At 64.0% G+C, this 19257-nt stretch carries 24 protein-coding genes; 13 read left to right on the top strand and 11 right to left on the bottom strand.

The genetic code is table 11. The features are described 5' to 3' along the window. Positions 1-29: 29 nt before the first annotated feature. The 6 genes from NKJ76_RS04480 to NKJ76_RS04505 are packed head-to-tail and all read right to left on the bottom strand — an operon-like array spanning position 30 to position 5465. Entirely contained in the window at positions 30-1640 is a 1611-nt protein-coding gene (locus NKJ76_RS04480; RefSeq protein ID WP_352536853.1) for an NTP transferase domain-containing protein, read from the bottom strand. Further along, a complete protein-coding gene (locus NKJ76_RS04485) occupies positions 1637-2341 on the bottom strand; it encodes an XdhC family protein (protein ID WP_352536854.1) in 705 nt (234 codons plus the stop codon). The genes NKJ76_RS04480 and NKJ76_RS04485 overlap by 4 nt, the downstream gene beginning before the upstream one ends. A 2-nt stretch (positions 2342-2343) precedes the next feature. After that, positions 2344-2682 (bottom strand): XdhC family protein, encoded by a 339-nt coding sequence (locus NKJ76_RS04490; RefSeq protein WP_023734542.1) that lies wholly within the window; start codon positions 2680-2682, stop codon positions 2344-2346. Between the two features lie 59 nt (positions 2683-2741). Next, positions 2742-4007 carry a vWA domain-containing protein gene (locus NKJ76_RS04495; RefSeq protein WP_352536855.1) on the bottom strand — a complete coding sequence of 422 codons (1266 nt, stop codon included), beginning with the start codon at positions 4005-4007 and terminating at the stop codon, positions 2742-2744. 4 nt (positions 4008-4011) lie between these two features. Beyond that, on the bottom strand, positions 4012-4941 hold the full coding sequence (locus NKJ76_RS04500) for an AAA family ATPase (RefSeq protein WP_023700847.1): 930 nt from the start codon (positions 4939-4941) through the stop codon (positions 4012-4014). After that, positions 4938-5465: a flavin reductase gene (locus tag NKJ76_RS04505; protein ID WP_352536856.1), complete on the bottom strand. Its 528-nt coding sequence runs from the start codon at positions 5463-5465 to the stop codon at positions 4938-4940. Before NKJ76_RS04505 ends, NKJ76_RS04500 begins: the two co-directional genes overlap by 4 nt. Positions 5466-5645: 180 nt before the next feature. On the opposite strand from NKJ76_RS04505, the gene NKJ76_RS04510 reads away from it, so the two are divergent. Then, positions 5646-6716 carry a branched-chain amino acid ABC transporter substrate-binding protein gene (locus tag NKJ76_RS04510; protein WP_352536857.1) on the top strand — a complete coding sequence of 357 codons (1071 nt, stop codon included), beginning with the start codon at positions 5646-5648 and terminating at the stop codon, positions 6714-6716. Continuing rightward, positions 6716-7735, top strand: coding sequence for a P1 family peptidase (locus NKJ76_RS04515; protein ID WP_352536858.1), 1020 nt, complete (start codon positions 6716-6718; stop codon positions 7733-7735). Before NKJ76_RS04510 ends, NKJ76_RS04515 begins: the two co-directional genes overlap by 1 nt. A 7-nt stretch (positions 7736-7742) precedes the next feature. Here the strand turns inward: NKJ76_RS04515 and NKJ76_RS04520 are convergent, their stop codons facing one another. Further along, on the bottom strand, positions 7743-7997 hold the full coding sequence (locus NKJ76_RS04520; protein ID WP_023669083.1) for a DUF2171 domain-containing protein: 255 nt from the start codon (positions 7995-7997) through the stop codon (positions 7743-7745). 138 nt (positions 7998-8135) lie between these two features. On the opposite strand from NKJ76_RS04520, the gene NKJ76_RS04525 reads away from it, so the two are divergent. From NKJ76_RS04525 to NKJ76_RS04540, 4 genes are read left to right on the top strand one after another with little or no spacing between them, the layout of a single operon-like run. Beyond that, entirely contained in the window at positions 8136-8861 is a 726-nt protein-coding gene (locus NKJ76_RS04525; RefSeq protein WP_023754383.1) for a DUF2259 domain-containing protein, read from the top strand. A gap of 56 nt (positions 8862-8917) precedes the next feature. After that, entirely contained in the window at positions 8918-9382 is a 465-nt protein-coding gene (locus NKJ76_RS04530) for a hypothetical protein (protein ID WP_352536993.1), read from the top strand. A 59-nt stretch (positions 9383-9441) separates the two neighbouring features. Further along, positions 9442-10743, top strand: coding sequence for an adenylosuccinate lyase (purB, locus tag NKJ76_RS04535; RefSeq protein ID WP_352536859.1), 1302 nt, complete (start codon positions 9442-9444; stop codon positions 10741-10743). Positions 10744-10751: 8 nt separating this feature from the next. Beyond that, positions 10752-11480, top strand: a complete 729-nt coding sequence (locus NKJ76_RS04540) for a metallophosphoesterase family protein (RefSeq protein ID WP_352536860.1) — start codon at positions 10752-10754, stop codon at positions 11478-11480. A 15-nt stretch (positions 11481-11495) separates the two neighbouring features. Here NKJ76_RS04540 and NKJ76_RS04545 read toward each other — a convergent pair whose 3' ends face one another. Beyond that, positions 11496-12311: a VOC family protein gene (locus NKJ76_RS04545; RefSeq protein WP_352536861.1), complete on the bottom strand. Its 816-nt coding sequence runs from the start codon at positions 12309-12311 to the stop codon at positions 11496-11498. Between the two features lie 195 nt (positions 12312-12506). Here NKJ76_RS04545 and NKJ76_RS04550 point away from each other — a divergent pair, with 195 nt between their 5' ends. Next, positions 12507-13061 carry an RBBP9/YdeN family alpha/beta hydrolase gene (locus NKJ76_RS04550; protein ID WP_023690188.1) on the top strand — a complete coding sequence of 185 codons (555 nt, stop codon included), beginning with the start codon at positions 12507-12509 and terminating at the stop codon, positions 13059-13061. Positions 13062-13080: 19 nt separating this feature from the next. On the opposite strand, the gene NKJ76_RS04555 is transcribed toward NKJ76_RS04550, so the two are convergent. Next, positions 13081-13854, bottom strand: coding sequence for an HpcH/HpaI aldolase family protein (locus NKJ76_RS04555; protein ID WP_023715987.1), 774 nt, complete (start codon positions 13852-13854; stop codon positions 13081-13083). A 127-nt stretch (positions 13855-13981) separates the two neighbouring features. Beyond that, positions 13982-14302, bottom strand: coding sequence for a DUF1476 domain-containing protein (locus tag NKJ76_RS04560; protein ID WP_023669091.1), 321 nt, complete (start codon positions 14300-14302; stop codon positions 13982-13984). Between the two features lie 275 nt (positions 14303-14577). On the opposite strand from NKJ76_RS04560, the gene purC reads away from it, so the two are divergent. The 5 genes from purC to NKJ76_RS04585 all read left to right on the top strand — a co-directional run bounded on the left by purC (position 14578) and on the right by NKJ76_RS04585 (position 17474). Continuing rightward, positions 14578-15372 carry a phosphoribosylaminoimidazolesuccinocarboxamide synthase gene (gene purC / locus NKJ76_RS04565; protein ID WP_013532127.1) on the top strand — a complete coding sequence of 265 codons (795 nt, stop codon included), beginning with the start codon at positions 14578-14580 and terminating at the stop codon, positions 15370-15372. An 88-nt stretch (positions 15373-15460) separates the two neighbouring features. Beyond that, positions 15461-15703, top strand: coding sequence for a phosphoribosylformylglycinamidine synthase subunit PurS (gene purS / locus NKJ76_RS04570; RefSeq protein WP_023669092.1), 243 nt, complete (start codon positions 15461-15463; stop codon positions 15701-15703). A gap of 1 nt (position 15704) precedes the next feature. Next, the gene (gene purQ, locus NKJ76_RS04575; RefSeq protein WP_023711489.1) at positions 15705-16373 is read left to right on the top strand and encodes a phosphoribosylformylglycinamidine synthase subunit PurQ; all 669 of its coding nucleotides are present in this window, start codon (positions 15705-15707) and stop codon (positions 16371-16373) included. A 41-nt stretch (positions 16374-16414) separates the two neighbouring features. Further along, entirely contained in the window at positions 16415-16825 is a 411-nt protein-coding gene (locus NKJ76_RS04580; protein ID WP_023697575.1) for a hypothetical protein, read from the top strand. Between the two features lie 4 nt (positions 16826-16829). Next, positions 16830-17474, top strand: coding sequence for a Pr6Pr family membrane protein (locus NKJ76_RS04585; protein ID WP_352536994.1), 645 nt, complete (start codon positions 16830-16832; stop codon positions 17472-17474). Positions 17475-17486: 12 nt separating this feature from the next. Here the strand turns inward: NKJ76_RS04585 and NKJ76_RS04590 are convergent, their stop codons facing one another. Beyond that, complete coding sequence (locus NKJ76_RS04590) at positions 17487-17726, bottom strand: DUF1127 domain-containing protein (RefSeq protein ID WP_352536862.1); 240 nt, start codon at positions 17724-17726, stop codon at positions 17487-17489. 93 nt (positions 17727-17819) lie between these two features. Here NKJ76_RS04590 and NKJ76_RS04595 point away from each other — a divergent pair, with 93 nt between their 5' ends. Next, positions 17820-19232, top strand: coding sequence for an aminotransferase-like domain-containing protein (locus NKJ76_RS04595; protein ID WP_352536863.1), 1413 nt, complete (start codon positions 17820-17822; stop codon positions 19230-19232). Positions 19233-19257: the final 25 nt, after the last annotated feature.

Below are 19257 nucleotides of genomic sequence, written 5' to 3' on the forward strand. Positions count from 1 at the left end.
AAAGGCATGCGTTTTTCAGCCGCGCTTTGTCAATCCTGCAGCACGCCGCCGGCGTCTTCGAGCGCCTCGCGCGTGTCGACATCGATCGACGCGCCGTCGCCGATCTCGACATCGATGACATCGAGCCCTTCGGCCTCGACCAGATGGCGGGCGCCGGTGTCGCCCTCGAGGTGGGCGATGCCTCCAAATAGCGCGCGTGGCAACAGCACCGGATTGCCGCGGCGGCCGTCATGGGCGGCACGCACCACTGAGCGGCCGCCGTCCCTACGGAAGGCCTCGATCAGCCGGTCGAGATCGGTCGAGGAAATGCCCGGCATGTCGCCGAGGACGATCATGGCGCCGGCCGCCTCGGCTCCAACGCGGGCAATGCCGGCTTTTAGAGACGAGGACAGGCCGTCGGCAAAATCCGGGTTGTCGGCAAACATCACGTCGAGGCCCGAGAGCACGGCGTGAACCCGCTCGCGCTGATGGCCGGTGACGACAACGGTGGCAGAAGCCTTGGAATCGAGCGCCCGTTCAGCGGTGCGGCGCACCAGCGGCTTGCCGTCGAACAGCGCCAGAAGCTTGTTCGGCCCGCCCATGCGGCTGGAGCGACCGGCGGCCAGAAGCACGATCTCGACCTTCAGCCCGGCTCTCGCCGGCAGCGGCTCGCGCGGCTGCGGCCTGGTCGGGATTTCCATCAAGAGGCCGCCAACGCCCATGCCGGCGATGTCCTTGGCTGTGACGTCGAGGCCGGCGATCAGCCTGTCGAGCACCCAATCGAAACCGTTCTCCTTGGGGCTGCGGGCGCAACCGGGCGCGCCGATGACGCGCTTGCCGTCGAGCGTGCCCAGCACCAGCAGATTGCCGGGATCGACGGGCATGCCCGCGCGGATCACCGTGCCACCTGCTGCCTCGATCGCCGCCGGAACGACATCGTTGAAGTCGCTCATCGCCGAGGCGCCGAAGATCACCACCATGTCGTTGTCGCGCGCCAGCGCGGCCGCGGCCTCGGCTACAGGCGCGATCTCGTGCGGCGTGCGGCGCTCCGTCGTCAGCCGACCGCCGGAGCGTGCCAGCCGGGCCTCGGTGACGCGCAGCGTCTTGTCGAGCACGCTGGCCTTGATGCCGGGCAGCATCGTCTGAATCACGCCGATGCGCACCGGCCGATAAGCGTTGACGGCGAAGATCTCGCCGCCGGCGCATATCTTTGTCACCGCATCGACAAGGGCCGAGGCAACGGCGAACGGGATGATCTTGACCGTCGCGACCATCTGTCCCTTCTCGACAGGTGCGTGCTGCGCCAGCGTGGCAATGGTGATGGTCGGGTCGACCGTGTTGATAGCGTCGATCATGGCGGCATCGACGGTGAAGACACCGGCTGCCTTGGCATGGAGATTGACCCGGCCGGTCGCGGCGGGTTTTGCCTCGATGTTGCGATGGGCCATGCTTGCAGCGATCTTTTCAGCCGCCGCATCCTCGCTGAGATCATCGGTGGCAAGCACCGCGACGACGATTTCGGCAATGCCGGCCGCCTTCAGCACCGCCACGTCTTCGGCGCTCAGCCTGTGTGCCTTGCGGAAACGTCGCTCGCCGGCCGTGGTGGCATGCGCGAGCACCGCGCCTTGCGCCTGATCGATCGGGATCGGCCCGAACTTCACGCCGCCGCGCCTTTGGCTTCGAGACCGCGCGAGCGAAAGGCGTGGATCGTCTGCGCCAGGATGGCGACGGCGATCTCGGCCGGGCTCGCCGCGCCAATGTCGATACCGATCGGTGCGTGGATGCGGGCGATCTGGTCGGCGCTGGCGCCGAGCGCCAGCAGGCGCTCGACGCGCCTGGCGTGTGTTTTGCGGCTGCCGAGTGCGCCGACATAGAAACAGTTGGCGTCGAGCGCGGCCTTCAGTGCGAAATCGTCGATCTTCGGATCATGGGTGACGGCGGCGAGCGCCGTATAGCTGTCGAGCGGCTGGCGTTTCAGCACATCCTCCGGCCATTCGGCATGGAGTGCTACATCGGGAAAACGGTCCGGGGTGGCGAAGGCGGTGCGCGGATCGACGATCTCCAGGGGATAGCCGGCGATCCTGGCCATCGGCGCCAGCGCCTGACTGATATGGACGGCGCCGACTACCACCAGGCGCGGCTGCGGCAAATGCGCGTTGAGGAAGAAGGTGCGCCCTTCAGCCTCGACCGAACCGGAATTGCCGGTGCGAAATGCCTTGGCGATCGCTTGCCCGAGATCGCCGGCAACCTGGTCGCCTTCGCGCACGATGCGGTCGCGGCCGTCGCCGAGATCGGTGACCAGGATCGCGGCGCGGCGGGCCCGGCGTTCGGCATTGAGCGTTTTGAGAGCGTAGGGATCCATGCCTAACCAAGCCGCTCCACATAGACCTTGATGCGGCCGCCGCAGGACAGGCCGACCTGCCAGGCGGTTTCGTCGGCAACGCCAAACTCCAGCATTTTGGCCTTGCCGCTATCGATGACGTCGATCGCCTCGCTTACCACGGCGCCCTCGACGCAGCCGCCCGAGACCGAGCCGTGGAAATTGCCTTCGGCGTCGATGACCAGATGACTGCCGACCGGCCTCGGCGCCGAACCCCAGGTCTCGACCACAGTGGCGATGGCGACATCCTTGCCGTCCTTCATCCAGCCTTCCGCGATGATCAAGGGGTCGCGGGCCTCATCGAGATAGATGCTGTTGTCCATGATCGCTTGCCTCAAAGTCTGTTTTTCTCTGGGAGCCTGTTTTTCGGAATCCAATATGGCTATGCGGCGCGCCTGACACCAGCGTCCAGCCAGCGACGCGGATCGACCGAAGCGGCCGATTTCTTGTCCAGCGAGGCGCAGAGGTCGGCCAGCGCATCGAGATTGTGTACCGAGCGGAACTCGTCGACATGAGGCAGCATCGCTCTGACGCCGCGGGCCCGCGCCTCGAAGCCGCCAAAGCGCAGAAGCGGGTTGAGCCAGATCAGCCGCCGGCAGGATTTGTGCAGGCGATCCATCTCCTCCGACAGGCCGGAAACATCGTCGCGCTCCAAACCGTCGGTGATCAAAAGCACCACCGCGCCCTGCCCGAGCACGCGGCGTGACCAGTGCTTGTTGAACTCCGCCAGCGTATCGCCGATGCGGGTGCCGCCCGACCAGTCCTTCACCGCCGCCGAGCAGTCGGCAAGGGCGGCATCGGGGTCGCGATGGCGCATCTGCCGCGTGAGATTGGTCAGTCGCGTGCCGAAGACGAAGGTGTGCACGCGCCGCCGTTTTTCGGTCAGCGCATGCAGGAAATGCAGAAAGATGCGCGTGTACTGGCTCATCGAGCCGGAGATGTCGGCAAGCACGACCAGCGGCGGATGGACCTTGCGGGCGGAACGGAATTTCGGCAGGATCAGTTCGCCGCCGGTTCGGGCGGCCGACCGCATCATGGCGCGTGGATCGATACGGCGGCCATGCAGGTCTGCCTGGAAGCGTCGGGTACGGACCATGTCGAACGGCAGCCGCAGTCGGGCAATCGCCTTCTTGGCGTCTGCCATCTCGTCGGCATTCATCTGGGCAAAGTCCTTGCCGCGCAGCACTTCATTCCCGGAGAAGGTTAGCCGGGCGTCGACTTCGATCTCCGGGATTTCCCTGACCGGCCGATTCTTCTCGTGGCCTTCGAACATGGCCTGGCTGACGCGGTTTTCTGCCGCGCGCGGCTTTTGCTTCTCCCTGGTGTCGGGCGCCACCGGCGAGAACATCACCAGAAGTTTCTCGATCAGCTCGCGCGATTTCCAGAACAGCCGGAAGGCTTCGTCGAAAACAGGGTGATCCTCGTGCCGCGACACCAGCACGGCATGCAGCGTCCAGTAGAAATCGTCGCGCGAACCGATGCCGGCTGCCAGCACCGCCTCGATCCCATCCTTGACCGAAGCCGGCCCGACCCGCATGCCGGATTTGCGCAAGGTGCGGGCGAAATAGACGATGTTGTCGGCGATGCGCCCGTCTTCCGTCGCCTCTCTGGGGTCGGTCTCTTTGGGGTAAGCACCCGGCGCCTTCACTGCCCTACTCCGCCGCCGCCAGTTCGGCCTTGACCTCATCGAGGATGCGCCGGCCCTCGCCCGCGCCGATGCGGGCAATGTCGTCCTGGTATTTCAACAAAACGCCGATCGTGTCGGAGACGGTTTCGGGATCGAGCGCCACCTTGTCGAGTTCGGTCAGCGCGCCGGCCCAGTCGATGGTTTCGGCGACACCCGGCGCCTTGAACAGCTCGACCCGGCGCAGCTTCTGGATGAACGACACCACTTCGGCCGAAAGTCGGCTGTTGGCCTGCGGCACCTTGCGGCGCACGATCTCCAGCTCGCGCTCGGCATTGGGATAGTCGACCCAGTGATAGAGGCAGCGCCGCTTCAGCGCGTCGTGGATTTCGCGGGTGCGGTTGGTGGTGATGATGACGATCGGCGGCTCCTCCGCCTTGATCGTGCCAAGCTCGGGCACCGTCACCTGGAAATCGGACAGGATTTCGAGCAGGAACGCCTCGAAGGCTTCGTCGGTGCGGTCGAGCTCGTCGATCAGGAACACCGGGGCCGCACCCGCCTTGCCGGTCAGCGCATCGAGCACCGGCCGGCGGATCAGGTATTTTTCGGAAAAGACATTGCGCTCCATGTCGGAGCGGTCGACCGAGCCTGCCGCCTCCTCCATGCGGATCTCTATCATCTGCGCGGCGTAATTCCACTCATAGACAGCGGACGAGACGTCGAGCCCTTCATAGCATTGCAGGCGGATCAGCCGGCGGCCGAGTGCCTGCGCCAGCACCTTGGCGATCTCGGTCTTGCCGACGCCGGCCTCGCCCTCGAGGAAGAGCGGCCGCTGCATGCGCAGCGACAGGAACAGCACCGTTGCGAGCGAGCGGTCCGCGACATAGTCCGCGCCGGTCAGGAGATCGAGCGTTTCGTCGATCGTCCGCGGCGCGGGGCGCGGTTTCAGCTCGGTCATTCTTTCTCCGTTGCCGCCTCTGCTCCGCTCTGCAGCACGTGGTAGTCGCGGGCGTGGTAGATCAGCGGCCGCAAATTATCGCCCATGCGCAGGCCTGTCACCTTGCCAAAAAGCACACGATGGGTGGCGAGATCCTTGGTATCGATCAATTCGCAGTCGAAAACCGCAAGAGCGCCCTTCAGGGTAGGCGCGCCCGTCGATATGACATCCCACTCGCCAAGCGCGAAACGCTCATCGGCAGACAGCCCGGTCAGGCCTGAAAACGCCACCGATAGGGGCTGCTGGTGCGAAGCCAGCGTGTTCAGCGCAAACCGGCCGTTTTGCACGAAGAGCTCGTTCTTGGCATTCTCGCGGTTGAGACAGACGAGAACCGTCGGCGGCGTGTCCGACACCGAACAGGCCGCAATCACCGTCGTGCCGCGTTTGCCGGCGAGCCCGTCGGTGGTCACCACATGGACGTGGCCGGCAAAATGCGCCATCGCGTCGCGATAGGCCTGAGGCCCTATGTCGTTCAACTTCAACACCGATGATTTTCCATAAGCGGGAATCCAAGCGTTATATATGGCGGCACACAATAGGCCACAAGCGAAGTGGTTGACGCCAATCCGCAAATTCCCGTGTTGCGCCTGGGACGGGCAGCCTTTAGGTCTTGGCGGAAGAGACGCTGGAAGCATGCGACCGGCACGGAGGAATTCGTCGTCAGAATGCGACCCCCAACAGCTGTAATAGCGGCACTGCTCTGGCTGCTGCCGGCAAGCGCCGGCGCGCAGACGCTGCTTGTCGGCGTCGCCGCGCCCCTGTCCGGTCCGTCGGCGATCCTGGGCAAGCAGATCGAGGCGGGCGCTGCCCTGGCAGCAGAAGCCAACGGCGCCGAGATCAGGACGGTCGACGATGCCTGCACCGCCGATGGCGGGGCTGCCGCCGCCAGGGAATTCGCCGCTGCGAAGGTCGATATCGTCGTCGGCTTCCTCTGCACCGAGGCGATCCAGGCGGCGCTGCCGATCCTCAAGGACGCCAACATACCGGTCATCACCGTTGGCGTGCGCACCGAAAGCCTGACCGACCGCCGCGCCAAAACCGGCTGGCCGGTCTACCGGCTGGGGCCACGCGGCGACGACGAGCGCAATGCGGTGGCCGCCATCCTGACCCGGCTGTGGCAGAGCGAATTGTTCGCCATCGTCGATGACGGCACCATCTATGGCCGCGAAATCGCCGAGACGCTACGCGCCGCAGCGGAGCAGGCAGCGCTGAAGCCGGTCTTCACAGACACGTTCCGGCCGCAGCTCGACAACCAGATCGGGCTGATCGGGCGGCTGAAGAAGGCGGGCGCCACGCATGTCTTTGCCGGTGGCGACGGCGACGACATCGCCATTATGGGCCGCGACGCCGGCCAGCTCGAGGCCGGCATTGTCTTTGCCGGCGGCGAGAATTTGCGCACGCCACCCGGCGATGTGCCTTACGCCGTCGGCACGCTGATGATCGCGCCGCCGGAATGGGCCGATGTCGCCGATCCCAAGGTGCTGGCGGCGTTTACGGCCAAAAACATCGCGCCGGATGGCTATGCCTTGCCGGCCTATGCGGCGGTGGAGATTGCCAAGACGGCCTCGGCCGCGCCCGAGACCTCGGGCAAGGGGCTGGCCGACGCGCTAACCGGGCATGATTTCACCACCGCGATCGGCCCGCTACGGTTCGACGACAAAGGCGATCTGAGCCAAAACCTCTATCGCGCCTTCCGCTTCGACGGGACGCGTTTCGTGCCGGCGGAGACGAATTGATGTTTCGCACCGGGCCGCGCAATCTGATCACCGATGTCGCCGGCCTGCGCGTCGGCAACGCGTCGGACGCCAAGCTGAAATCGGGCGTCACCACCGTATTGTGCGACGAACCGGCGGTCGGTGGCGTGCAGATCCTCGGCGGCGCGCCGGGTACGCGCGAGACCGACCTGCTCGAACCGCACAATTCCATCGAGGCGGTTCATGCCGTCGTGCTGTCGGGCGGCTCGGCCTTCGGCCTCGACGCCGCCTCCGGCGTTCAGGCGGCGCTGCGCGAAAAAGGCATTGGCGTCGATGTTGGCGGCTTTCGCGTGCCGATCGTGCCGGCGGCGATCCTGTTCGACCTGCGCAATGGCGGCGACAAGGATTGGGGCCGTTATCCTCCCTACCGCGACCTCGGCTACGAAGCCGCCCAGGCGGCAACAGTCGACTTTCCGCTCGGCACAATCGGCGCCGGCACCGGGGCGCTGAGTTCCGGGCTGAAGGGCGGCCTTGGCTCTGCCTCGACTGTGCTCGACAGGGGCGTCACCATCGGCGCGCTCGCCGCCGCCAACCCGACCGGCTCGGTAACGATCGCGCGGACCCGCTATTTCTGGGCGGCGCCATTCGAGATCGGGGATGAGTTCGGCGGGCTTGGCTATCCCTCGCCGATGCCGGACGACGCCAGGCGGATCCTGTTGAAATACCGCGACAAGCGTGTCGGTGGACAAGCCGAGGCCGGTGGCAACACCACCATCGCCGTCATCGCCACCGACGCCGTGCTGACCAAGGCGGCAGCCAAGCGGCTGGCCATTTCAGCGCATGACGGCTTCGTGCGCGCCATCTGGCCCGTGCACACGCCGGCTGACGGCGATCTGGTGTTCGCGCTGGCGACGGGCAAGAGCGGCATAGAACTCAGCGCCGACGATGCCGTCGATTTCTTTGCCGCCGCCGGCGCCACCATGGCGCGCGCAATCAGCCGCGGCATCCATGCCGCGACGCCGGCCGAAGGCGATCTGTTTCCGGTGTGGTCGTCGCGCTGACTTTCAGTCAGGTCGGGTCGGACTCCTCTTCCTCGAAGCTGACCGCGACATCCGAATTCGCCGACAGCCACACTTTCTGGCCCTCGACCTCGGCAAGCAGGCTCAAGGGAATGTAGTGGTGATGCCCCTGATGGGCGCCCTCGCCGCTGTCGGCCTTGGTCAACTTGATCCGCTCGCCATCGACCCTGTCGACGGTGCCGATGTGAACGCCGTCGGCGCCGACCACTTCCATATGCTCGCGAATCTTGCTGGCCTCAGTCATGGGGTGTTCTCCTTTTGAAACCGATCGACGATAACAAACAGAGGCGAAATTGGATGCATCGCCTTTTGAATAGCACGATGTTTTGGACTGTCTCGTGATAGGGAACGATCGAACCAAGGCAGGCGGAGCGGAACCCCGATGCGAAATCTCGTCCTGATTGGCGTTTGCCTGCTGGTCCATCTGGCATCCGCCATGGCCGCCCGAGCGGGCGATGTCGCCGAGCTTGAAATCCTCGGCTTCAGCAAGGATGGCAGCGTCTTCGCCTTCGAGGAATATGGTGTGGCAGACGGTTCGGGCTTTCCCTATGCCAATCGCTACTACATCAACACCGCCGACGACACGTTCCTGAAGGGCACGCCAATCCGGGTCCGGCTGGAGGATGAGACCGCCTCGCTCGAGACGGCCCGTCAGCAAGCCAAGCAAAAAGGCGAAGCAATCATTGCCCAGGCCGAGCTTACCGCCAACCGCGGCATCACCGCCGGCTTCAACCCGGTGACCGAATTGTCGGCCGACCCGTTCCGCATGGTGGTGAACCCACGGCCGATCTTTTCGCCGGTCGACCCGCCGCTGGAATTCCGGCTGGACGAGATCGGCATGAATGACACCGAAAGCTGCCAGAGCCAGGGCGAGGTCAACGGTTTTCGCCTGCTGCGGATCGAGGCCAGGGATGGCGGCCGGACCCATCTGCTGCATGAGGATAAATCGATCCCGAAAAGCCGTGGCTGCCCGAACGGCTACAGGATCGGCGCGGTGCAGACGTTCTCGATGGACAGCATCAGCGCCTATGCGGTGCTGATCGCAGTGCGCCAATACGGCTTCGAAGGGCCGGATTTTCGCTGGATCGCCGTGACCGGACGCCTGTGACTGCGCTCGATCAATCCAGCAGGCGCAAGCGCGCCGGAAATCGCGTCAGCCGCGCCATGCCAGCGACGGGCACGGCGCTTGTCGGCGCCTTGCTGTGGGCGATGGCCATGGGCGCCAGCGCGCTGACCGGCCTTTGGCTCGACAATTGGGAGACCCCGGAAAAGATCCGCTTCGTCGCCCTGCTGTTCGCAACCGGCGCGGCATTGGCCTTTCCCGTCGGGTTGTTCGCGGCGCGGCTGGTCTCGCTGGACCGGCACTGGGAGGTGGCGTTCGCCGCCGCCTTCGTCTGCCTGCTTGCCACGACGCTCGCCTTCACCGGCGGGTTGTTTGCGCTGCAATACCGCTCCTATTATGCCGAATGGCACGCGGAGGCCTTCACCGCCCGGTGGGCGTTCGAACTGGTCTTCACCTCGCTGACGGCGCTCTACCAGTTCGTGGTGCTGGGTATCAGGCTCTATTTTCCGCTCGGATTCATCGCGCTTGCCGCCGCCAGCGTGTGGTTTGCACGCCGGCAGCGTTGAGCATTCGGTCCGCCTCTGATAGGAGGCGCACTTAACCACCGACATATCAGGACTGACGGATGATCCCTCGCTATTCCCGGCCGGAAATGGTCGCCATCTGGTCGCCGGAAACCCGCTTCCGCATCTGGTTCGAGATCGAGGCCCATGCCTGCGATGCGCTGGCCGAGCTCGGCGTCATCCCCAGAGAAGCCGCCAAGACCATCTGGGAAAAAGGCGGCGCCGCCCAATTCGACGTCGGCAAGATCGACGAGATCGAGGCCGTCACCAAGCACGACGTCATCGCCTTCCTCACCCATCTCGCCGAATTCGTCGGGCCGGATGCGCGTTTCATCCACCAGGGCATGACCTCATCGGATGTTCTCGACACCTGCCTTGCGGTGCAGCTCAGCCGCGCCAGCGATATTTTGCTGGCCGACCTCGACGGCCTGCTCGCCGCGCTGAAGCGCCGGGCCTTCGAGCACAAGGACACCGTCACCATCGGCCGCAGCCACGGCATTCATGCCGAGCCGACCACGTTCGGCGTCAAGCTGGCGCAGGCCTATGCCGAGTTCTCACGCTGCCGCGAGCGGCTGGTGCACGCGCGAGAGGATATTGCCACCTGCGCTATCTCCGGCGCGATCGGCACCTTCGCCAACATCGATCCCTATGTCGAAGAGCATGTGGCGAAAAAGCTTGGGCTCAAGCCGGAGCCGGTGTCGACGCAGGTCATCCCTCGCGACCGCCATGCCATGTTCTTCGCCACGCTCGGCGTCATCGCCTCGTCGGTCGAGCGGCTGGCGACCGAGATCCGCCATCTGCAGCGCACCGAGGTGCTGGAAGCGGAAGAGTATTTTTCGCCGGGCCAGAAGGGCTCGTCGGCAATGCCGCACAAGCGCAACCCGGTGCTGACCGAAAACCTCACCGGCCTTGCCCGCATGGTGCGCTCCATGGCGCTGCCGGCGATGGAAAATGTGGCGCTCTGGCACGAGCGCGACATTTCGCATTCCTCAGTCGAGCGCATGATCGGCCCGGACGCCACGGTAACACTCGATTTCGCGCTGTCGCGGTTGACCGGCGTCGTCGACAAATTGCTGGTCTATCCCGACAACATGCTGAAGAACATGAACAAGTTCCGTGGCCTGGTGCATTCGCAGCGCGTGTTGCTGGCGCTGACCCAAGCCGGCGTCAGTCGCGAGGACGCCTACCGCCTGGTGCAGCGCAACGCCATGAAGGTGTGGGAACAAGGCGCTGATTTTCTTGAAGAACTGTTGGCCGACAAGGAAGTCACCGCAGCGCTGCCCGAAGCCGAGATCCGCGAGAAATTCGACCTGGGCTATCACACCAAGCATGTCGACACGATCTTCAAGCGGGTTTTCGGATAGGTTTTTCGATGCGGCTGGCCGTCCTTTCCGACATCCATGGGAATCTGCGCGCGCTTGAGGCGGTTCATGCGCAGATCAAAGACGCTTCTCCCGACATAATCGTCAATCTGGGCGATTGTCTTTCCGGGCCGCTATGGCCTGAAGAAACCGCGCAATATCTGATGGCGCAGAATTGGCCGACCGTGCGCGGCAATCACGACCGTGTGCTGATCGAGCCGCCTGCTTCCGGGTTGGAAGACGTCGATGCTTTCACCCACCAACGCCTCTCTGAGACATCCCTGACCTGGCTCTCGGCCTTGCCGGTCACCCTGTCGCCTGCCCCGGACATCCTGCTTTGCCATGGCAGCCCCAGTGACGACGACGTGTTCCTGCTCGAGGAAGACGGAGGCAGCCACTTCCACCCCTCCAATGAAAAGCAGATCAGGCACAAGCTGGGCAGCGCCGGCGCCGGGCTGACCTTGTGCGGCCATACACATACGCCGCGCGTTGTGCGCTTGTCGGACAACCGGACAATCCTCAATCCGGGCAGCGTCGGCGTCCAGGCATCCCCCGGCCTGACCGTGACCGGCAGTCCGCATGCCCGCTACGCCCTCGCTACGCGCAAGGACGGACAATGGTCGTTCAGCCATCACGTGGTCAATTATGACTGGACCGAGGCGTCCACCCGCGCGACAGCCACCGGCTTCGACAGCTGGGCGCATGGGCTGCTGACGGGCTACGCCGCCAATTCCTTGTAAGAACCGAGCGGGCGCTCAGCCGGCGGCGCCCGGCACGGTGCGGATCACCGTGCCCCACGGATCTTCCCGCGTGGTTTCAGCGGTTGTCTTGTCCGAGCGCATCTCGACCCAGGCCAGCCCTGAGCGGGACGGATCGCGGCGCCCGGCGCCGGCGCTGTGCCACGAATTGCCACCGATATGATGGTGGTAGCCTCCCGACGACAGGAACACCGCCTGCCCTCCATACTTAGCGACCGTGTCGAAGCCAAATTCGTCGTGCCACCAGGCCTCGGCATCTTCCGGCCGGCCGACGCGCAGATGGACATGGCCGATAATGCTGTTTTGCGGCGCGCCCTGCCAGCCGGCGTCACCGGCCGGCACGCTGCCAACCACGGCGGCCAGATTCAGCCGCTCGGTCGCCATGGCGATCTTGTCGCCGTTCCACTTCCACTCCTGCGGCAGACGGTCCCTATAGATTTCAATGCCGTTGCCTTCGGGGTCGGTCAGGTAGAGAGCCTCGCTGACCAGATGGTCGGAGGCGCCCTCGATGCGGATTTTGTTGGCGGCGGCATGGTTTATCCAACGGCCGAGATCGGCGCGGCTGGGCAGAAGGAAAGCGGTGTGGAAAAGGCCGGCGCTGCGCGGATCGTCGGGCTTGGCCGCTGCGTCAGGCTCGATCACCAGCAGCGGGCGCTCGGCAGCGCCCAGCGTGATGGCGCCATCGGCGCGGCTCAATTCCTGCAGGCCGACAACAGCCCGGTAGTAATCGGCAAGTCCTTCGGCGTCGCGCGCCTTCAGGCCCACGCGTGACACGCTGACGGCGGTCGTCGCGGCAAAAGGCAGTTCGCTCATAAAACTCTCCGTTCAGCGCGTTATCCCTAGGGCGCGCCACCAGCCTATTCTGTTGTCCATCTCTTCCCGCTTCAAATCGTCGATCCCGATCGTTCACACAAGATGGAAAGAATCGAACAGGTTGTTCACAATCGTGATGCACCGCATACGTCAGCGCGGGTTGCACGAGACACGGCCGCTCGCTATCTCAGCGCCATGAAAGTCAAAGACGCAGATATTCTGATCGTGCCGGGCTACACCAATTCCGGCCCCGAACACTGGCAGACACGCTGGCAATCGAAACTGTCGACGGCGCGCCGGGTCGAGCAGGCGGAGTGGTCGAAGCCGGTGCGCGAGGACTGGACGACGAGCGTGGCGAACGCTGTCAACGAGGCCGAGCGGCCGGTGGTGATCGTTGCCCATTCCCTCGGTGTGGCGGCCGCGGTGCAGGCCATTCCGCAGTTCAGGAAGCCGGTCGCCGGCGCGTTTTTTGTCGCGCCGCCCGACGTCGCCAACCCGGAGATAAGGCCGCGTCACCTGATGACCTTTGGTCCCTATGCGCGCGAACCGCTGCCCTTCCCGTCCATCGTCATCGCCAGCCGCAACGATCCGTTCTGCGCCTTCGAGGTTGCCGAGGACATTGCCGCTGCCTGGGGTTCGCTGTTCATCGATGCCGGCGAAACCGGTCACCTCAATGAGGATGCCGGCTTCGGCCCGTGGCCGGAAGGGTCGATGACCTTCGCCAAGTTCCTGACCGACCTCAAGGCCTGACCGGGCAAGGCACCACGCCTCAGCCCTTGATCGAATCGTTCATGCTTTTGATGAGTGTCTTTGCGCCGAGCGAAATCAGCGCATGGTCCGAGCCCATCGCCAGCAGCCGGTAGCCCATCGCCACGACGCGGCCGGCAATCGCCGGCTCAACGACGTAGATCGCCGCATGCTTGCCCGCCTTGCGCGTCCGCTCGGCGATGGAGGCGACGGTTTCCATCATGCTTTCCAGCGTCGAATTGACGGTGGCGCCATTCGACCAGGCGATGGAGAAATCCGATGGGCCGAGAAAGATGCCGTCAATGCCCGGCGTGTCGAGGATGCCGTCCAGCGCATCGAGTGCGGCGCGCGTTTCGACCATGGCAAAGGCCATGGTGCGTTGATTGGTGTCGCGCAGCCATTCGGCGTGGTCGCCTTTGCCATGGCGCGGAAAAGCATAGGTCGGGCCCCAGGAGCGCTCGCCCATCGGCGGATATTTCATCGCCGCGGCAAAGAGTTTTGCATCGGCCACCGAATTCACCATCGGTGCAATCACCGCCTCGGCACCGAAATCGAGGGCGCGGCTGGCCATGTCGAAGCGGCCGACCGGAATGCGCACCAGCGCCGGCTTGTTGGCGGCCAGCACCGGCACCAGGCCGCGCAAGACCGAGTCTTCGTGGTGTCCGCCATGCTGCATGTCGAGCGTGACGGCGTCAAAACCCTGCTTGGCGATGATTTCGACCGTCAAAGCGTCCGGAACGCCGGACCAGGCGGTGAACAGCGTTTCATCCGCCGCCAGGCGTGACTTCAGGGACATGGGTGCTTTCCTCGTTGGGTAGAGCCTTGTAACAGGCCTACGCACAGTTTCAGCCGGAAAAGGCTGAAAAGGCAAAGAAAAACCGCCCGGCTGGACCGGGCGGTCGATTGGTCCAGCGCTACTCGCTCTAGGTGTTCTTGATCTGCTCGATCGCCTGCGCCATCAGTTCGTCCATGGTGCGGCGGATCTGGTGATCCGACTGGTCGACGCCGGCGGCGTCGAAATCCTTGCGGATCTTGCGGAATACGTCGTGATCGCCAGCTTCCTCGATGTCGGAAACCACAACTTCCTTGGCATAGGCGTCGGCGTCAGTGCCGGACTTGCCCAGCTTTTCGGCTGCCCACAGGCCAAGCGCCTTGTTGCGGCGTGCCGAAGCCTTGAAGCGAAGTTCTTCGTCGAAGGCGAATTTGCGCTCAAAACCCTCTTCGCGGTCTTTCATGCTGCTCATGGCTTCCCTCCGATGAAATCGATTCGCGTTGGTGATGGATATGTGTGCTGCCGCAGCACAAACCAAAAGGGCGCGGGCCGGTCAATATGCTACATCGCTTGCTGCGCTGCGGCATTTCATTCCTGAAAGCGGTCGATCGAAAGGATTTGCCGATTGAGCAAACGCTGTGATTGGGATAGACCCGGCATTGAACCCCACCCGTCGCCGCACCAATTTAGGCAGACGGACAGGAACTGGTCGCTTGCCGCCTGCCCGCAAATCCAGAGAAAAATCAGATGAAAAATCGCCGCCGCATTTATGAAGGCAAGGCCAAGATCCTCTATGAGGGACCGGAACCGGGCACACTTATCCAGTTCTTCAAGGATGATGCGACCGCATTCAACAAGAAGAAACATGAGGTCATCGACGGCAAGGGTGTGCTCAACAACCGCATTTCCGAGTACATCTTCAACCATCTGAACCGCATGGGCATTCCGACCCACTTCATCCGCCGGCTCAACATGCGCGAGCAGTTGATCAAGGAAGTCGAGATTATTCCGCTCGAAGTGGTGGTGCGCAATGTCGCCGCCGGCTCGCTGTCCAAGCGCCTCGGCATCGAGGAAGGCACCGTTCTGCCGCGCTCGATCATCGAATTCTATTATAAGGCCGATGCGCTCGACGATCCGATGGTGTCGGAAGAGCACATCACCGCTTTCGGCTGGGCAAGCCCGCAGGAGATCGACGACGTCATGGCGCTGGCCATCCGCGTCAACGACTTCCTCTCCGGCCTGTTCATGGGCGTCGGCATCCAGCTCGTCGATTTCAAGATCGAATGCGGCCGCCTGTTCGAGGGCGACATGATGCGCATCGTCGTTGCCGACGAGATCTCGCCGGATTCGTGCCGGCTGTGGGACGTGGCAACGCAGGACAAGCTCGACAAGGACCGTTTCCGCCGCGATATGGGCGGCCTCGTCGAAGCCTATCAGGAAGTTGCCCGCCGCCTTGGCATCATGAACGAGAACGAGCCGCCGCGCCCGACCGGCCCGGTGCTCGTCGCCTCGACCGATGGCCTCAAAGGCAAGCCGCACTAAGTCTTCATTTCTTGACGCAATTCCGGACGAAAAACCGCTTCAGACTTTTCCTGGAATTGCTAAGTCTTCGAACAGGAACCTGTCCAGCATGATCAAGGCCCGCATCACCGTCACCCTCAAGAACGGCGTGCTCGACCCGCAGGGAAAAGCCATAGAGCACGCTCTGTCCGGACTGGGGTTCGGCGGCGTCGGCCAGGTGCGGCAAGGCAAGGTCTTCGACCTCGAGCTCTCAGAGACCGACAAGGCCAAGGCCGAAGCCGATCTGAAAGCCATGTGCGACAAGCTGCTGGCGAACACAGTGATCGAGAATTACGCGGTGGAGATCGCTTGATATGAAATCAGCTGTCGTTCTTCTCCCCGGCCTCAACCGCGACCGCGACATGATTGCGGCGCTGACCAAGATCTCCGGGCAGGCGCCGGCGACCGTCTGGCAGACCGACACCGAAATCCCTGATGTGGACCTGATCGCCATTCCCGGCGGCTTCTCGTTCGGCGACTATCTGCGTTGCGGCGCCATTGCCGCGCGCATGCCGGTCATGCGGGCGGTGGCGGAAAAGGCGGCCAAGGGCGTCATGGTCATCGGCGTCTGCAACGGCTTCCAGATCCTGGTCGAGGCTGGCCTTTTGCCCGGCGCGCTGATGCGCAATGCCTCGCTGAAATTCGTCTGCCGAGAGGTGAAGCTCGAAATCGCCAACGCCAACACCATGTTCACCCGCCGCTACCAGCCGGGTCAGATCATCCGCACGCCGGTGGCGCATCACGACGGCAATTATTTCGCCGACGCCGACACGCTTGCCCGTCTCGAAGGCGAAGGACAGGTGGTGTTTCGCTATGCCGAGGGCAGCAATCCCAATGGCTCGATGAACGACATTGCCGGTATCGTCAGCGAGAAGGGCAATGTGCTCGGCCTGATGCCGCATCCCGAAAACCTGATCGAGGCAGCGCATGGCGGAAGCGACGGCCGCGCCCTGTTCGAAGGCGCGCTCGGCATCGCCGCCTGATATCTCTTCGAATTCCTTTCAAAACGCGGGGGCGGTTGACCATGAGACTGATGATTGTTCGCCTAGGTCCCCTGGCTGCTGCCGGCTTGGCGTTGGCGTCCTGCCAGTCCAGCCCGAAGAGCGCGCCGGTCCCCACGGGCAAGAGCGCTTCGCTGCTGGCCATGGAACAGGTAGCGATATCGGCCCACAAATGCTGGATCGCCAGCAAGGATCCAGCCTTCAAATCCTATCAGATGGCCAATGAGCTGAATTCGTTCAGCGGCACGCCCCGCTTCCTGCTGGTGCCGGCCAAGCATTATGGCGGCAAGCCGCTGCTGGTCGTCCAGGCGCAAGGCAATTCCAGCCGCGTCGACGTGTTCGGTCCGCTGATGGACGATCCGCTCGGCGCGCGCATCGGATCCGACATTGCGCGCTGGCAAACGGGCAACCCCTCCTGCAACGCGGCCGCCTGACGCCATGGGCCGCTTCCTGCAGTTTGCGGGATTGGTCATAGGTCTGGCCGGGCTTGTCCTGCAAGCGTGCATCACCATCCCGGCATCGATGGAGGCCGGCCGCAGTTTTCTCGGCTCCATCGTCTTTCTGTTCAGCTTCTTCACCATCCTGACCAACATCGGTGCGGTGCTGGTCCATGTCTCGCTGCTGTCGCCTTCGGGCTACGCCTGGCTGCCCGCCTTTGCCGGACCGCGGATGCGGGCCGGCGTCGCCGTGTCCATCGCGCTTGTCTTCATCGTCTATGCGACGGTTCTGGCGCAGCTCTGGCAGCCGCAGGGGCTGTTCCTGCTCTGTGACGTGCTGCTGCACTATGTGACGCCGGTGCTGTTCGTGCTGTGGTGGCTTATTGCAGGCGCTGACGGCAGGACACGCTGGAGCGACATTTCGTGGTGGATGGCCTATCCGGTCGCCTATCTCGCCTATGCGCTGGCGCGCGCACCGATCGCAGGCGAAGTGCCCTACCCGTTCCTCGACGTTGCGAAAAACGGCGCGGCCAACGTCGCCCTTGCGGCGCTGGCCGTCACCGGTGTTTTCCTGGTGCTGTGCATCCTCGCCGTGCTTGCCGATAAGGGCGTCTCACGCCTCAGGGCTCCGGGCACACGCCGCTGACCAGACTACAAGTTAGTCCCAGAATCGCCTGATGCCTTCGCGGTGAGCGTCGTCACGCGACACACCGATGTCCCTGAGCTGCTCGTCGGTCATTTCGAGCAAAGCCAGGCGGCCGCGACGGCGCTCGATCAGCACGTCGATCCATCGCGCCAGCGATCTGACCACATGCACGATCCGGCCGACAAAGCCTCGCCGGCTGGCCGGCCCGACCAATTCAATGCCCGCGCAGCGGATTGTCTCGATTGTATCCATTGTCTTTCTGCCAACCTTGCAAATTGTACCCATCTTGGTACAGTTCTGATATGCATTGACACCCGATCTGGTGCAATATACAGAATTGTCACCATGACAAATTGGCTCCCTGACCTCACCACCGGTTCCGGCCCGCTTTACCAGCGCCTTGCCGACAGCATCGAGTCGGACATCGACAAGGGCGTTATCGATGCCGGGGCAAAATTGCCGCCGCAGCGCGATCTCGCCTATGACATTGGCACGACGGTCGGCACGATCGGCCGGGCCTATCAGCTGCTGCGCGAACGCGGCCTGGTGAGCGGCGAAGTCGGACGCGGGACCTATGTGCTGGCGCAGCAATCGGAAGCGGCGTCACCCGAATTCGCCGAGCCCGCCGTGCAAGGCACGCGCTATGTCGATGCACCGCCGGGCAAGCTGCGCTTCGACAGCACTGCCGCGCCCGACATCGGCCAGGGCGCCATTGTTGCCGACATGTTGCTTCGCACGGTTCAGGATCATCCGCACGAGATTTCGAGCTACACCAGGGATTTTCCGGAGCGCTGGTTCGAGGCCGGCGCCCGCTGGCTGTCGCGCAATTCGTTCCGCCCTGCCGCCGAGACCATCGTTCCCACGCTGGGCACCCATGCCGCGGTGATGGCGGCGATCGCGGCGCTGACCACGCCGGGCGACTATGTCGTCTTCGAGCACCTCACCTATTCGCAGATCGCCCGCAGCGCCGGGCTGATCGGGCGGCGCATAGCACTGGTGGCATCGGACGAAGAAGGCCTCGATCCCGAGGATTTCGAACGCGTCTGCGCGCAAAAGCACCCGAAGATGATCTTCCTGATGCCGACGGTGCAGAACCCGACGCTGGCGATCCTGTCGGTTTCGCGCCGCGAGGCGATCGCTCGCGTCGCGCGCGCGTACAATGTCATCGTCATCGAGGACGATCTCTATGGCGGCCTGACCGAAGATCCGACGCCGCTCATCGCCGAATATGCACCCGAGCGCACCATTGTCGCCGGCGGTCTGTCGAAATCGGTCGCGGCAGGTGTTCGCGGCGGCTGGCTCTCCTGCCCGCCCGCCTATCGCCATCGCATCCGCGTCGCCCACAAGATGATGACCGGCGGGATGCCGTTCCTGCTGGCGGAGGTGAATGCGCGGCTGGTGCTGTCTGGGCAGGCTGGCGATATCCGCAAACGCAGCATTGCCGAAATTGCCGCCCGCATCGCCATCGTGCGCGAGACACTGGCGGGTTTCGCCTTCAAGTCACACGGCAGCGTGCCCTTCGTCTGGCTGACGCTGCCCGATCCCTGGCTGTCCGGCACGTTCAGGAGCGCATGCCTCGAAAATGGCGTGCTCCTCGACGACGAGGACGAGTTCAAGGCGGGGCGTTCCGAGCAGGTTTTTCACGGCGTGCGTTTCGGCGTCTCGCAACCAAGGCGGCGCGAGGACATCACCGGCGGCGTCGCGGTGATCCGGCGGCTGCTGGAGGAAGGCCGCGCCGGCTACGACAGTTCGTCCTGACTGGGTCCTCCTGTATCCCGATCTT

Source organism: Mesorhizobium sp. M0029, from assembly GCF_040323735.1.
Taxonomy (GTDB): domain Bacteria; phylum Pseudomonadota; class Alphaproteobacteria; order Rhizobiales; family Rhizobiaceae; genus Mesorhizobium.